The sequence below is a fragment of the Anaeromicropila herbilytica genome, from assembly GCF_016591975.1.
Taxonomy (GTDB): Bacteria; Bacillota; Clostridia; order Lachnospirales; family Lachnospiraceae; genus Anaeromicropila; species Anaeromicropila herbilytica.
This window is the reverse complement of the sequence record NZ_AP024169.1, coordinates 4,109,145-4,124,771: the sequence shown is the minus strand read 5'-3', so window position 1 is coordinate 4,124,771 and position 15,627 is coordinate 4,109,145. Positions and strand designations below refer to the sequence as shown.

Sequence of the window (15,627 nt, the reverse complement as noted above, 5' to 3'; positions counted from 1 at the left end):
AGTAAATTGGAAACAATCTTTGAGAGGTGCTCTAGAACCAAGGATGATATCAGTATTTTCATATATATTAGAAAGATGGTCTAGTATACATTTATAATAGATAAAATAATAATTTAAGTGAGGATTTAAAATGGATAAAATCTCTATAATTACACCATGTTTCAATGAATTTGATTCACTACCCATCTTTTATTCAGCAATTAAAGAAGTGACTTTGCATATGAAAGAGCAAAATTTTGAATTCATTTTTATAGATGATGGCTCTAAAGATAATACATTGAATATTATTAAAAATTTCAGTGAGCATGATAGTAGAATAAAATTTATTTCATTTTCAAGAAATTTTGGGAAGGAATCAGCTATGTATGCAGGTTTAATCAATGCTACTGGTGATTATATAGCTTTTATGGATGCAGATATGCAAGATCCACCATCCTTGCTTCCAGAAATGTATCGGTATATATCGAGTGGTGAATATGATAGTGTAGCAACCAGAAGGACGACTAGAGAAGGGGAGCCTCCAATAAGATCTTTTTTTGCCCGCATGTTTTATAAGATTATAAACAAATTGTCTAAATCGGATATAGTAGATGGTGCAAGAGATTTTAGATTAATGAATAGAAAAATGGTTGATGCAATTATATCTATAGGTGAATATAATAGATTTTCTAAAGGTATATTTGGTTGGGTAGGTTTTAGAACAAAATGGTTACCATATGTTAATGTAAAGAGAGCTGCAGGTGAAACGAAATGGTCATTTTGGAAGCTGTTTCTATATTCATTAGAAGGAATAGTAGCTTTTACAACTGCTCCACTTGCAATAGCTTCAATTATTGGATTTTTACTTTGCTTTTTGTCTTTAGCATTATTATGTGTTATTGTTGTCAAAACTTTATTATGGGGTGATCCTGTTAGTGGGTGGCCCTCTATGACCTGTATTATATTATTAATTGGAGGGATACAATTATTTTCCATAGGAATCTTAGGGCAATATTTAGCAAAGACATATATTGAAACAAAAAAGAGGCCTTTGTTTATTGTGAATGAGGATAATATAAATGTAAATAAAGAAAAATGATGGACGATTAAATTAAGTACATAATATAATAAATTTATCTGGTACAGTAAAAAATATGTTTATATTAAGATCAAAGTAAAATTACATTTGGATGGAATACAGCAAATCTAATTTATAGTGAAAAGAAACGGGAATGACTCACATTCCCGTTTCTTTATAATTATACAATGCCATCGGATAAATTCCATCCTTAACATATCCCATAATCGTCTCCACAACCACTTTCTTATCTTCCTTATAAGTAACTCCAACCCATTTATCGTCAGTCCTTAACACCTTAACCTGTGCTTTATCATCCTTAATCAACCCATCCACAATCACTGGCAACAAATACTCTGCCTTAAGTCGATTCTCGCCAAGCTTATCCAAGAATTTCGGAAATCCTTCCTCCAACTCCTTAAATATTTCCTTCGTAAATCCCCACATATTCATAGAAACCACATCATCAAGATTTACCTCATACTCCCTGCCATCACAGCCTATAGCAACAGCTATATCACCTTCAGGTCTAATACCACTAGTCTCCTTAACATCAACTAGCACATCATAAGCATTAACCGTGCAGATTCCTCTTGTAACGCTACCATTATCACTCAACGTATTACCAAGAATAAATCCAGCCATACAGAAACTATATTTTCCCACAACAACCTCTGGATTCTTTAGAAACTCATTTATTTTAACAAATGCATCTTTTCCATAATAGTCATCTGCATTAATAACTGCAAATGGTCCATCCACAAGATCCTTGCAACATAGAATAGCTTGACCTGTTCCCCATGGTTTTGTTCTGCCTTCTGGAACTTCATAACCTTCTGGTAAATCATTAATATCCTGTAGTACATATTCTGTATCTATAATTTTAGAGATTCGATTACCGATAATCTCTTTAAAGTCTTCTTCGATGTCTTTTCGAATGATGAATACTACTTTTTGAAAGCCTGCTTGAATTGCATCATAGATCGAATAATCCATGATAATTTCACCGCTTGGACCAACTGGTTCTAATTGTTTGATACCACCATATCTGCTTCCAAGGCCCGCAGCCATGATAACTAATGTATTCTGTTTCATATTGTTCTCCTAAGAATTATTTATCTCAAACTTCCTAGATACACTGTATACTATACTTGATATATTCAGTACAAAAGTATATGAATATATCAGGTATTCCACTATCTTTTACTTGGAAGTACGAGTTATTTATCTAGTTTGTATAATATTATATACTAAAATTATCACATTTGCATTAATAATTTAATATATTACATAAATCTGTAAATATATATAGAATTTAAGAGTAATATGTAAGTATATGAAAGCGAGCGTGACTGCAATTGAATATACAAAATATACATATATCTTACACTTGTTTTTCGTTGTAAGATTTTATAAATTATGCTAAGATATATGGAGTTAGAAAGAATTTGCAACGATTAACACAACGAATATACACTAATTCGTTTCACACCCATGATGTGTATGTCGCCAAAGGCGACAGATGGGAGCTAGTGTGAATAAAAAGTATTTCACACGTTGAATTTAGGCCTGCGAGCTAGTCGTAGGAATGTGGTTTAGTGTGAAGAGTTAGTAAATTGAGCGTGATGTTACGAGTATAGATTACCAGTATACAGTTTATAAAATGTACAATTACAATATCATACAAAGTTACTAGTTATTATAGTTACGAATTATTTTCTTATCAATAAGAATTACGAGGAGTCATGAACCATGGGGAAGATACTAAAAGATAGAAAATTAGCTGTTCGTCAATCATTTCTTATTATGCTAGACATATTACTTTTAAATATGGCCTCATATTTAGCGATATTAATACGATTTGATCTGAATTTTTGGAAGGTACCGATTGAATTCTCAGAGGCTATCTTATATTATGCACCAATTAACACGATACTAACCTTAATCATATTCTTCCTATTTCGCCTATACCACAGTCTGTGGAAGTATGCAAGTATTGAAGAGATGGCGAATATCCTCTATGCATGTACCATTGCTGAGATTATCCAATTCATAGGTATGCACATCATGCAAGTGCACGTACCAAGAAGTTACTACCCACTCAATCTGGTATTCCTAATCGGAGCAGTGACTGCAGCCAGATTCCTTTATCGTTTTCTACGTATGTTTAATTATCGTTATCGCACGGATAATAAGAGCCGTATTATGATTGTAGGAGCAGGACAAGCAGCTAATGCTATTATCAAAGAGATTATGATTAGTTCCTACTTAGATGGTAACGTTGTGTGCGCTATTGATGATGATGAAGATAAGTTCAACCGCTTCATCCAAGGTGTGAAGATTGTAGGTAACCGTCATAGTATCGTTGCAATGGCTGAGAAGTATCAAGTAACCGACATTATCTTAGCAATGCCATCTGCTCCAAGAACAGAGACGAAAGAGATTCTTAAGTTATGTAAGGAGACAGGCTGTAAGCTTAAGATGCTACCAGGAATGTATCAGTTGATTAATGATGACGTAAGTGTAAGTAGCCTTAAGAGTGTTGAGATTGAGGATCTATTAGGAAGAGAACCGATTGAGACTGATCTCAATGAGATAATGTCTGTGAAGGATAAAGTAATTCTAATCACAGGTGGTGGTGGTTCCATTGGAAGTGAATTATGTAGACAGATTGCTAAATATGAACCAAAGCAATTAATCATCGTAGATATCTATGAGAATAATGCATATGACATTCAACAGGAACTCCTGTTAGAACACCCTAATCTAAACCTAGTGGTACTGATTGCCTCCGTACGTAATACAAATCGTATGGATGTTATCTTTCATACCTATCAACCAGATATTGTATACCATGCAGCCGCACATAAGCATGTTCCACTGATGGAGAATAGTCCGAATGAAGCCATTAAGAATAATGTCTTTGGTACCTATAAGATGGTCAAAGCAGCAGATAAATATAAGGTGAAGCGTTTTATCTTGATATCCACGGATAAAGCAGTGAATCCAACGAATATCATGGGTGCCTCGAAGAGAATGTGTGAGATGTTAGTTCAGACTTATAACAACCGTTCTGAGACCGAATTCGTAGCAGTACGTTTTGGTAATGTGTTAGGCAGTAATGGAAGTGTTATTCCATTATTTAAGAAACAGATTATCCAAGGAGGACCAGTAACAGTCACTCATCCTGATATTATTCGCTACTTTATGACGATTCCAGAAGCAGTATCCCTTGTACTACAAGCGGGAGCCTATGCCAAGGGTGGCGAGATCTTTGTCTTAGATATGGGAGAACCCGTGAAGATCAAAGAATTAGCAGAGAACTTAATTCGCTTATCTGGTTATAAACCAGGTAGAGATATAGAGATAGAATACATTGGCCTTAGACCAGGCGAAAAGTTATATGAAGAATTGTTAATGGATGAAGAAGGATTACTGAGTACGAAGAATAAATTGATACATATCGGAAAGCCAATTCAATTTGACGAGGAAGCCTTCCTTCATTCACTGGAGGAATTGGACAAAGCAGTAAATAATGAGACCGAGGATATTAGAACCTTAGTACATCAGATTGTTCCAACCTATGTACCCTCCAAAGAAGAATAGAAAGACGAAAGTTGGTAAAACCTAAATAAAGTTTAAATGATAAATTTGATATAAATTTGATGAAATTTCAAAATCAAAAAAAGATTCAAAAAAAAGATTCAAAATATAGGATAAAAAAGTAAGATAAAAAATCTTAGATTAAAAAATAAGGTTCCAATATTCGATTCGTCCCCAATTGACCTGCTCCAACAACTGGCATGGTAATTTGCATCAAACAGAAAAAGCGAATGCGCCTTTGAAACTGTATTAGAAGTTCTTTTCTCAGACACTTTTGTGTTATATCCTCGTACAGATTTGTTTGAACGAAGTGAGTTATCTGTACGAGGATATGTTCTTAACAAAAGAGTCTGAGAATTAGAACATCTTATACAGTTCCAATGAAGCATTCGCTTTTTCTGTTTGATGCAAATTACCGAAGCGACTCTCAAAGCAGGTCATCTAAGGGACGAATCAATACCAATTAATGGAGGTCTTAATGAAAGCTCTACTATGTAAATACAAAGAAATCCTACTCTATCTAATCTTCGGTGGATTAACAACAGTCATTAATATTATCACGTATTATATATTTGCAAGAGTATTAGGAGCAGGTACGATGACGAGTACCGTGATAGCATTTATCCTATCCGTTATATTTGCCTATGTAACTAATAAGATATGGGTATTTGATAGTAAGACAAGTTCTTTTAATGAGCTCCTTCGAGAAGCCACCTCTTTCTTTGGTGGAAGATTATTCTCCGGTGGTTGTGATCTATTTATTATGTTTTTATTCGTTGATGTGTTCCATTTCAACGATATGATTATAAAGATTTTATCCAACATCATGGTGGTCATAATGAATTATGTAATTAGTAAGTTATTTGTATTTAAGGGGGAAGAGAAGATTGGTTCAAAAGGACAAGTTTGATAATCCTACCAAAGAGAGAGTGAGTAATGAGAATACAGATGAGAGTATCTTATATCTTGTCGTTCCTTGTTATCAAGAAGAAGAAGTATTACCTGAGACAGCAAAGCGTTTACTTAAGAAGATGAAGGACTTAATGGAAGCTAGGCAGATTCATCCTAAGAGCAGGATTCTATTTGTCAATGATGGCTCCACGGACTTAACTTGGAAGACCATTCAGAGTCTGCATGAGATGAATCCAATCTTTAGTGGGGTGAATCTATCGAGAAATAAAGGGCATCAGAATGCACTGTTAGCTGGACTAATGACAGCCAAAGAATATGCAGATATCGTAATCTCCATGGATGCAGATCTCCAAGATGATATTGAGGCAATTGATCTAATGTTACAGAAATATACAGAAGGATATGATATTGTATATGGAGTGCGTTCATCAAGGAAGACAGATACTTTCTTTAAGAAATGGAGCGCCCAGACCTTCTATAAGATGATGCATCATCTTGGCGTAACCATGACTTATAATCATGCAGATTATCGCCTGATGAGTAAGAGAGCAATTGACGGACTAGAACAGTATACCGAAGTGAATCTATTCCTACGTGGATTGATTCCACTCATTGGCTATCCATCAACTACAGTAGAATATAAGAGAGACAAGAGATATGCAGGCAAGTCCAAATATCCGCTTAAGAAGATGCTCGCCTTTGCTCTCGACGGGATTACCTCTTTTAGCATCAAGCCAATTCGACTGATTGCAAACCTAGGTTTTATCATATTTCTAATCAGTCTAGCAACCCTGGCGTGGACCCTAATCTGTAAGATTCTTGGTAGAACCGTAGCAGGTTGGACCTCCCTATTAGCTTCCATCTGGCTACTTGGAGGAATTCAGCTACTCTCCATCGGAATCATTGGGGAGTACGTCGGTAAGATCTATAATGAGGTGAAAAGACGCCCAAGGTATCTAATTCAAGACATTATTCTGGAGGATAAGGAAGAAGAGAAAGTACCTAATAAACAAGAACAGGCAGTTGGGAAAGAGCAAAAAAATAATGGGGTACTTGATAATATAGAAATGCTAGAAGACCAATAAAGGATGGTATTCTTACAATACCCAGAACAGCATTTGTAAGAATACTTAATAAATAAGTAAAAAGTTTGACAAAATTGTGTCATATTTACATCCTATGATTTAGCTAAGGAGTAAAATGATGGTGCAAAATAATTAGATTTATCACTACATACGGTATTCATATAATTATAATAGAGATCAATTATTAAGATAGTAGATTGTTTTTCGCCATCTGGAGAGCAATCTACTATTCTTGTGTAATTACTGTAAGTCTTAAGAAGTAACAATAATAGAAAGTAACTCTACCAAAGTATACAATGAGCAACAATACATAACCAAGCGAAATAACCTGAAAATAAGGCAAAAATAGAGTGGAAAATAAAGAAAATTAAAGTAATACAATAAAGTGAAAAAAGAAACAAGAACAAATAGAACAAGACAATAACAATATTATTGACAATCTATTAAAATTATATCAGCATCTTCTAAAAGTAGAATATCCTAATTACTAATTACCTAAGTATTCACAAAAAACTTGCCTGGCAATTTGCATACAACAGAAAAGGCGAATGCGCCTTTGAAACTGTATTAGAAGTTCTTATTCTTAGAGTATTTTACGCTATATCCGAGGACAGATCTGTCTGAGCTCAGCGAGTTATCTGTCCTCGGATATGTATTGCGCAAAATACTCTGAGAATTAGAACATCTTATACAGTTTCAATGAAGCAAGAGCTTTTCTGTTGTATGCAAATTGCCGAGACAACCTAAACCTTAGGCAACCGTGATAAAAGCACCAAAAAATTGGAGGAAGTTATGAACAAGAAGCCAAGCAGAATCAAACAGATCATAAAGTATGCTACGATAGCCGTCTTAATATCATTTGTATTTGCAAGAACAAATGATTCAAGTTCTATGACAACAGTAAAAGCGGCATCTGATGATAAAGTAGACTTAAGATTAATCTTCACGTCAGATACCCATGGTCAGATTAATTCGAAGGATTATGAGACAGGGGGGAGCTATAATTCAGGTGGTCTTGCAAAAGCCTATTCATTAATTGAAGAGGCAAGACAAGAGAAACAAGATGAGAATACATTTACCTTTGATATCGGAGATAATCTATTCGATTTCACCACAGAATACATATTTGCAGACAACCAGAAAGAGTTACAACCAATCTATGAAGCAATTGCTAAAGTTGGCTACGACGCCATTACACTAGGCAATCATGATTTTGACTACGGATATGATTATATCAAATATCAATTAGAACAGTCGGGGTTAAAAGATAACGTAGTAGTATCCAACCTATGGGAGACGAAGACGGATAAGCATCCATTTCATGAGAATATGATTATTACGAGAAATGCATATACTCAAAATGGAGATAGAGTGAAGATAAAGGTTGGAATCATAGGAGAGACAATTCCTAAGTTATCAACCAAGACAGAGAATTATACAGGTACTCTAAGTACGGAAGATCTTGTAATCAATGTGAAGGCCCAGGCAAAGAAGTTAAAAGCCAAAGGAGCAGATGTTATCGTAGTATTAGCCCATTCTGGTTTTGGTGCTGAGAAGCCAGAAGAGGGAGATAACAATGAATCTTATGCCTTGACGAAGATTAAAGACGTTGACGTTGTCCTATGTGGGCATGAACATAATATGTTCCCTAATTCAAACCATTCCATGAAATATTATAAATTATCTGGAGTAGATGCGGATACAGGTCTTGTGAATGGTAAGAACCTTGTAATGTCTGCAGATCGAGGTCAGAGTATTGGTGTTGTCGATCTTTCATTAAAGAAAAAGGGCTCCTCCTTTGATATCACTTCTCGTTCATCAGAAGTAAGGAGAGTAAAAAGTTCAACCTATGAGAATAACGATATTGCAAGTACTTTTGGTAAATGGGCAAATATCTTAGGGGATTATTACGAGAAGACGATAGCGACCATTGATAGTACAAGAAAGATTACGGATTTTTTTGGATTAGTACAAGATAATACAGGCATACAGTTAATGAATAATGCCAAGATGGCATACGCCCTTAATTATGTAAATAATATCAATACGAAATATAAAGATTATAATATTATTGCAGCTTCCAATTATATTAAGTATGGTCAGAACTCCTATAAAGATTTTGTTAATCTGTCTGGTAAGATAACGGAAGCAGATCTAGCATGTATGCAAAAATATAATAAATATATTGCCTTATATTCAATCACAGGTGAGCAGCTTAGAGAGTGGCTAGAATGGTCCGCAAGTGCTTATGAGAACATTGAACAACAATCCCCATGGACAGGTAAAGACATGTGGGATGTAATGAAAGAGTTCAATACTGCTTCCTTATTGAAATCAGATTGGCTTAAAAGTTGGGTCAACTTTACGGTATTTGACGGGGTAGAATATACTATTGATCCTTCGGCGAATGCAAGATATGACAAGGCAGGCAATAAGATTAGTGACTCTTATCGAGTGGTTAATCTAACCTATAATGGAACAACTGTGACGAATGGTATGCGATTCCTGCTAGCAACAGATCTTCTTGATGTTACATCCGAGGCAAATAGAGGAATTGATAAGCAGTCAGTTAAGAAAGGCTATAATCGAAGTCAAGTGGTGATTAGTGATTATGTTAAGATGTTAGCCAAGAATGGTGCAGTACAGATATCACCAGATTACAATTGGAAGTTAAAGATTAATGCGAATAATCAATATATTGTCATGGCAAGTTCACTTTCTGATTCCATTGCTTCAAATTATCCTTGGTATGTTAAGAAGCTAGATACCATTCATAACTATAATTATTATTTGGCAAGAGGAACTTATACAATATTAGATACCACACCACCGAATATCGTTGCTATGCCACTGAATCTCGTTCCTACGAACCAAGATGTAACGGTTGCAGTTCAAGCAAATGATGAGTCAGGGGTAACAAAGCTTAAATATGCACTTGGTAATCACGATATCAATGATGATATATGGAGAGAAGCACTAGACGTTACCAATGGAACATTTACTGTGAATCTGAATGGGACTTATAGCATCTTAGCAGAAGATCAACAAGGCAATTGTAATATAACTATGGTAACAATTGATAATATTAATAGAGATATTCTTCAAAACCCAAAAGTAGATACCTATACGAACCGTAAGACGAAGATTACAGGTACAGCCGAACCTTTAGCTAACATATATTTTGAAACTGACAATAAGACTTATCAGGGTACGGTAGCAGCTGATGGAACATTTTCCTATCCATTACCAGCCCAATTAGCCAATACAACATTAAATGTATATGTTAAGGATAGTGCTGGGCGTAGTAGTCAGAAGACAGAAGTAAAAGTAAAGTCAACTGGTCCAAACTGTCCTACAGTCAATCAATTTACCAACAAAGTAACTAGCATTACTGGAAATACAAGAGACGAAGCAGTCTACATGTACGCTGTAATTGGAAAGAATGCCTATGTAGCAAAAGATGGAGGGGCAGATATCTTACAAAATAGTGAGAAGTATGATAATTCTCTTGACATCTATGAGACGTCAGTAAAAGTTGATAAGGATGGAACATATAATATCAAAGTGCCAATTCAGTTGCCAGGTACGAAGATAGCAGTCTATAGTGTGGATAAGTTAAACCGAGTAAGCCGTGTAAATACGGTAACGACTAAAGATGTTGCACCTAATCCACCAAAGATCTATGAGGTAACCAATATTGAAAGAAAAGTATATGGTTATGTGCGTAATACAAGTAAAGAGGCCAGAATCTATGATATCGAAGTGGAGATTAATGGCGATGTATTCTATGGTCAGACAGATGATAAGGGATATTATGCAGTACCAGTATCGAAGCTTGCGATTGGAGATAAGGTAACAGTAAAAGCCATTGATAATGTAGGTGGTGAGACAAGAACCAGTTATCCAATGTCTAAGAAAGTTCAGAATATTGAAAACTATTACATGAATACGGATGACAGTATCATATTAGATGATATCAATAATAAACAATATGCAGTAAGTGGTCAATATTACGATGGAGAAGATAACGTATTTGTATCCATCAACAAACATGTCTATGAAGTTCCTACGGATACGGATGGTAATTTTGAATTGGAATTAAGCAAGACTTTAGCAGCAGGTACTCCAATCTATGTTTATTCCAGATATGTAGATGGTGGTATCATAGAAGCCGATCGATTTACAGTAGCGCTTGCAAGACCAGATGAACCAACCATTACAAGATCAGAGATTACAACTGCAACGAACACATTACGTATTATGACAGATAAGAACTGTACTGTAGTTGCTAAAGTTGGCTCGATGACTTATCAAACTGCAAAATACAAATATGACAGTGATCTTGGCGCTTATGTATATACAATTAAGTTTGCCAAACATAATTCAGGAACAGAGGTTAGAATCTATGCAAAGAATAAAGCAGGTTCTAGTAGCTCCTATTATTCCAATATTGTCAAGACTGCGCCAAATCAACCGAAAGTAAATGCAATTCATGAGAAGAGCAAAGTTATTACTGGTAAGGTAGATATCGTTCCACTTACGGATTCAGATGGGGAACAAGTGACCAAAGTCTATGCTAAGATTGGTGGCAAAACTTATGTCGGTAAGGTAAGCGAAGATGGAACCTTTAAGATTAAGATTCCAGCCCAGAAGAAAAATACGAAAATATATGTATGGGGCGGCAACATTTCCGGTAAGGGACCTGCTAGAGTAGTGAAGGTACAGTAGTTAGAAGTGTTAGAAAAAGTGAAACAAATACAGTGAAACAGACATAGTTATACAAACAAAAGAAATGCACTCATTTAGTCTTTATAAGTTTAATCAGCTCACCTGCCAAATAGCAGGGGCAGATTAAACTTTGGAGGTTAAGGGAGTGCTTTTTAATGTCGAAAAAAGTAGAATATTCAGAATGCATCAGAGGAGATGTCTTTGTATAGTGAGGAGTTAGAGAGTATCATAGATCGAATCTATAGAGTTAAGGTACAAATAGATTCAATGTCATTAGGGAAATATGGAATCTCGGAGGAACTAGGTAATATTATTGGAAATACAATACAAAGTAATGTTATAATGAAGAAGTATCATACAGCATTGAAAGAAGCATATGTACAGTATACGAAGACAGAAGCGAGTATTGAAGAAAAGTATAGTGGTTTAACAGATCAAAGCAAGGAAAAAGACAAGAATACAGACTCCAACACTAGCAATAGTCCATATTCAGATGAAATAGAAAAGCTTAAGTTAAAATACAAGAATCATGAGATATCGGACGATGAATTGCTAGATTCACTCATTAACCTATATCATGTGAATGATTATTTTGCAATACCAAGTTATGCATGTGTTGTATTAGGAAAAAAATATGATCCACAAAAGAAAGAAGAGTTAGTAAATCAAATAGCCCACGACCTGATAGACATCAAAGCCACCGAGGATTACATAGACAAACAATACAAGGAGTATGAGAAAAGATATGCTTCAAACTATTATGATCGTAACAAGAATAATCACAATACCAGTTATAATGTAGCACCTGTCGATAATCCACCGAAGATTAGTAGAGAAGACTTCCCAGACTTTCTTGCATCAGAGGAAGCAGAGAAGATAAAAGAAAAAGCCTACAGCGGGGAGGAATTAAAGGAGACCGCAAGAACATCCGTCGCTTCGCTTGCAGCAGGGGCATTGGCTCAGTATGGGTATAGTAAGTACAAGGGAAAAGCGAATAACAATAGAAATAATAATGAGCAGAATAGAAATAATCGCTCGAATAATAAAAATAATGAGGTTGATCAAAATAACTTAAATAGTAATTCAAATGATGCTTATAATTATCAACAATACAAAAAATCTTTAATTAAAGATGATGTTCTAGAAAATTCAGAGGTTATAATTACTGGAGATAAGTTAGGAGATAAAAAACTTATATCTGAATTAACGAAAGATGGTAGTTCTATAAATGATTGGGCAAAGATGGAATCGACTTATTCTTATAATAGTGAATATGGAAATGGAAAAATCCATTATTATAAGAATTTAAAAACGGGTGAGGTTAGTTTATATGATGCTAAGATGAAAGTTCCCGTTCCCCAAAATTTAAGGGGGAGGTTAAAAACACAGCTACCGATAAGGATGGTTTTTGGATTATTGATTTAGATGAAAAATTTATACCGAAAGGAGTCAGAAAATGATACTGAAATGTATAAAAGAAATAAGTAGAGAGGGATTATCTGTCGGTAGAGTTTACCCAGTAATCGGGTATAAAATTGATACGGTTAACGAAACAACATATTATCAAATTATAGACGATGATAGGGCAATATCATGGCGACAAAGTGATCGCTTTGTTGTACTTAGCTCAAAGATAGATAATTACATTAATAGTGGAAATGAAAAAACAAGTATAAAATATGTATACAAAGAAATTGCAGACTATGATATTATTAATGGCTATTACAGTGAAAATGATAGTTCTACCGAAGCTAGTTATAAGTTAGAAAATATATTAATTTCAATTATGGCAAATGAACTTAGTTTACAGGAATTAATGAGCAATTTATCAAATACTGGTTTTCATGATGAAAATTCTGAAATGTTATTAAAAACATTTTTCATGAAAGCGAATAAACAAGATATTATGAATATAGCTGAAATTTTATATAATAATGTTTTTGATTTAGACACTTATATAATTCAACTTGTAGTCAAAAACTTAGTGAAATATAAAGAGGTAATAATTGAAGATTTATTTATCGAGTTATATATGAAAAGCACGTCATGTGATGAAGAGACTTTAAGTATGATAAAGGAGTATTTAGAAATTGAATAGTATCTGGAATTGTTTAAAGAAAAAAGGATGAAACGGATCAAATAGAAGTATTTTATCTAAATTGACAAATTTATAATCAAATAATAAAAATGGTTGACAGAATGACTTTATAGGTGTATAACTAATATATATAAAACGTACTAGTTTAGTAGGTAATAAGAATATATTAGAGAGAGGTAATGATTATGAAGGTTTCAACGAAAGGTAGATATGGACTTCGAGCACTTGTTGACTTAACGGTGTATTCTACTGATAATCATGTCTCATTAGTCAGTATTGCAGAAAGACAGAAGATATCACTGAACTACTTAGAGCAAGTTTTTGCAATTCTTCGAAAAGCTGGAATCGTTAAAAGTATCAAAGGTGCACAAGGAGGATATATCCTATCTGATAAGCCTGAGAATATCAAAGTATCAACGATATTAAGAGTACTAGAAGGCGATTTTAATATTATAGATGAGAATATCTATGATGATGAACATATTGATGCAATTCAGGCAGCTGTTAAGAACCTAGTATGGCTTAAGATTAACGAGAATGTGAATCGTTATTTGGAGTCAACAACGTTAGAAGATTTGGCGAATGAGTATCGTAGATTAAATAACATTCAACCTATTATGTATTATATATAGGTGAGATGGTGTAGATTAATTGTATTTTTAATAAGTTTAGAACTAGATGCTAAACTTATTTTTTATAAAATAAATCCTACTAAACAGATAAGGAAACATTAATAAGAGGTTGAAATGGAGGAAGCTTATGAGTGAAAGAAAATTAAAATTTGATACACTAGCAGTCCATGCAGGACAGGAAGTTGACCCAACGACTGGATCAAGAGCAGTACCTATTTATCAGACTACATCCTATGTATTTGAAGATTCTAAGCAAGGTGAGAATCGTTTTTCACTAGCGGAGGGTGGCAATATCTACACTAGAATTATGAATCCAACAACAGATGTCTTTGAAAAACGTGTTGCAGCTCTAGAAGGTGGAGTAGGAGCCCTAGCTACAGCTTCTGGTGCTGCAGCAATTACATACGCAGTATTAAACATCGCGAGAGCTGGAGATCATATCGTTGCTGCAAGTACTTTATATGGTGGGACTCATAATTTACTTGAACATACGCTTCCAGCTTTAGGAATTACAACAACCTTTGTGGATCCTGATGATGTAGAGAACTTTGGAAATGCGATTAAAGAAAATACGAAAGCAGTGTTCATTGAATCATTAGGTAATCCAGGTATTAATATCGTAGATATTGAAGCGGTTGCTAGTATCGCTCATGAGAATGGAATTCCTCTAATTATCGATAATACATTTGGAACTCCATATCTGATTCGTCCAATTGAATATGGTGCAGATATTGTTGTTCATTCAGCAACCAAATTTATTGGTGGTCATGGCACTTCGATTGGTGGTATAGTAGTAGATGGAGGTCGTTTTGATTGGTCTAAGAGTGGTAAATTCCCTGGACTTACAGAACCAGATCCAAGCTATCATGGAATTAAATATTATGAAGCCATTGGAGCAGCAGCTTATATTACCAAATTAAGAGTAACCTTATTAAGAGATACTGGAGCAACTCTTTCTCCATTTAACTCATTTCTATTTCTTCAAGGGTTAGAAAGCCTTTCTGTAAGAGTAGAGCGACACGTAGAGAATACGAAGAAAATTGTAGAGTTCCTAGAGCAAAGTGATAAAGTAGCATGGGTGAATTATCCTAGTCTTGAATCAAGTAAATATCATGATCTTGCTAATAAATATTTCCCTAAGGGCGCTGGTTCTATATTTACATTTGGCGTAAAAGGAGGTAAGGAAGCAGCTATCACATTTATTGATAGTCTTGAGATATTCTCTATACTAGCCAATGTTGCGGATGCCAAATCATTAGTTATTCATCCAGCAACTACAACACATCTTCAGTTAAATGAAGAGGAGCAAAAGAAAGCTGGAATCACACCAGATACAGTCCGATTATCTATCGGTATTGAGGATGCAGAGGATCTGATTGAGGATATTAAGCAAGCACTTGAGAAAGCGGTAAAATAATAATTTTTTAGTATAATCATAAAGAAAAATCAGTTACAATAATAATAAATCTATTTTAAAGAATACTAACAATAATCGTATAAGAAAGAAAGGAA

10 protein-coding genes are annotated in these 15,627 nt (G+C 34.5%); 9 read left to right on the top strand and 1 reads right to left on the bottom strand.

Features of this window, described 5'->3' with window-relative positions:
• Positions 1 to 130: 130 nt before the first annotated feature.
• Complete coding sequence (locus tag bsdtb5_RS17610; RefSeq protein ID WP_271713276.1) at positions 131 to 1,078, top strand: glycosyltransferase family 2 protein; 948 nt, start codon at positions 131 to 133, stop codon at positions 1,076 to 1,078.
• A gap of 138 nt (positions 1,079 to 1,216) precedes the next feature.
• On the opposite strand, the gene bsdtb5_RS17605 is transcribed toward bsdtb5_RS17610, so the two are convergent.
• Entirely contained in the window at positions 1,217 to 2,152 is a 936-nt protein-coding gene (locus bsdtb5_RS17605) for a nucleotidyltransferase family protein (RefSeq protein ID WP_271713275.1), read from the bottom strand.
• Positions 2,153 to 2,809: 657 nt separating this feature from the next.
• On the opposite strand from bsdtb5_RS17605, the gene bsdtb5_RS17600 reads away from it, so the two are divergent.
• The 8 genes from bsdtb5_RS17600 to bsdtb5_RS17565 all read left to right on the top strand — a co-directional run bounded on the left by bsdtb5_RS17600 (position 2,810) and on the right by bsdtb5_RS17565 (position 15,532).
• A complete protein-coding gene (locus tag bsdtb5_RS17600; protein WP_271713274.1) occupies positions 2,810 to 4,663 on the top strand; it encodes a polysaccharide biosynthesis protein in 1,854 nt (617 codons plus the stop codon).
• Between the two features lie 475 nt (positions 4,664 to 5,138).
• Positions 5,139 to 5,570 carry a GtrA family protein gene (locus bsdtb5_RS17595; RefSeq protein ID WP_271713273.1) on the top strand — a complete coding sequence of 144 codons (432 nt, stop codon included), beginning with the start codon at positions 5,139 to 5,141 and terminating at the stop codon, positions 5,568 to 5,570.
• A 19-nt stretch (positions 5,571 to 5,589) separates the two neighbouring features.
• Complete coding sequence (locus bsdtb5_RS17590; RefSeq protein WP_271716138.1) at positions 5,590 to 6,657, top strand: glycosyltransferase family 2 protein; 1,068 nt, start codon at positions 5,590 to 5,592, stop codon at positions 6,655 to 6,657.
• A 792-nt stretch (positions 6,658 to 7,449) separates the two neighbouring features.
• Positions 7,450 to 11,385, top strand: a complete 3,936-nt coding sequence (locus bsdtb5_RS17585) for an Ig-like domain-containing protein (RefSeq protein ID WP_271713272.1) — start codon at positions 7,450 to 7,452, stop codon at positions 11,383 to 11,385.
• Positions 11,386 to 11,586: 201 nt separating this feature from the next.
• Positions 11,587 to 12,810 (top strand): hypothetical protein, encoded by a 1,224-nt coding sequence (locus bsdtb5_RS17580; protein ID WP_271713271.1) that lies wholly within the window; start codon positions 11,587 to 11,589, stop codon positions 12,808 to 12,810.
• 31 nt (positions 12,811 to 12,841) lie between these two features.
• Positions 12,842 to 13,483, top strand: coding sequence for a hypothetical protein (locus bsdtb5_RS17575; protein WP_271713270.1), 642 nt, complete (start codon positions 12,842 to 12,844; stop codon positions 13,481 to 13,483).
• 185 nt (positions 13,484 to 13,668) lie between these two features.
• Entirely contained in the window at positions 13,669 to 14,115 is a 447-nt protein-coding gene (locus bsdtb5_RS17570; RefSeq protein ID WP_271713269.1) for an RrF2 family transcriptional regulator, read from the top strand.
• Positions 14,116 to 14,242: 127 nt separating this feature from the next.
• Positions 14,243 to 15,532, top strand: a complete 1,290-nt coding sequence (locus bsdtb5_RS17565; RefSeq protein ID WP_271713268.1) for an O-acetylhomoserine aminocarboxypropyltransferase/cysteine synthase family protein — start codon at positions 14,243 to 14,245, stop codon at positions 15,530 to 15,532.
• The last annotated feature ends 95 nt before the right edge of the window (positions 15,533 to 15,627 follow it).

Bases quoted from the DNA above. Each gene is read 5' to 3' on its own strand.
- bsdtb5_RS17610 (WP_271713276.1), top strand. From the start codon at position 131: ATGGATAAAATCTCTATAATTACACCATGTTTCAATGAATTTGATTCA.
- bsdtb5_RS17605 (WP_271713275.1), bottom strand. From the start codon at position 2,152: ATGAAACAGAATACATTAGTTATCATGGCTGCGGGCCTTGGAAGCAGA.
- bsdtb5_RS17600 (WP_271713274.1), top strand. From the start codon at position 2,810: ATGGGGAAGATACTAAAAGATAGAAAATTAGCTGTTCGTCAATCATTT.
- bsdtb5_RS17595 (WP_271713273.1), top strand. From the start codon at position 5,139: ATGAAAGCTCTACTATGTAAATACAAAGAAATCCTACTCTATCTAATC.
- bsdtb5_RS17585 (WP_271713272.1), top strand. From the start codon at position 7,450: ATGAACAAGAAGCCAAGCAGAATCAAACAGATCATAAAGTATGCTACG.
- bsdtb5_RS17575 (WP_271713270.1), top strand. From the start codon at position 12,842: ATGATACTGAAATGTATAAAAGAAATAAGTAGAGAGGGATTATCTGTC.
- bsdtb5_RS17570 (WP_271713269.1), top strand. From the start codon at position 13,669: ATGAAGGTTTCAACGAAAGGTAGATATGGACTTCGAGCACTTGTTGAC.
- bsdtb5_RS17565 (WP_271713268.1), top strand. From the start codon at position 14,243: ATGAGTGAAAGAAAATTAAAATTTGATACACTAGCAGTCCATGCAGGA.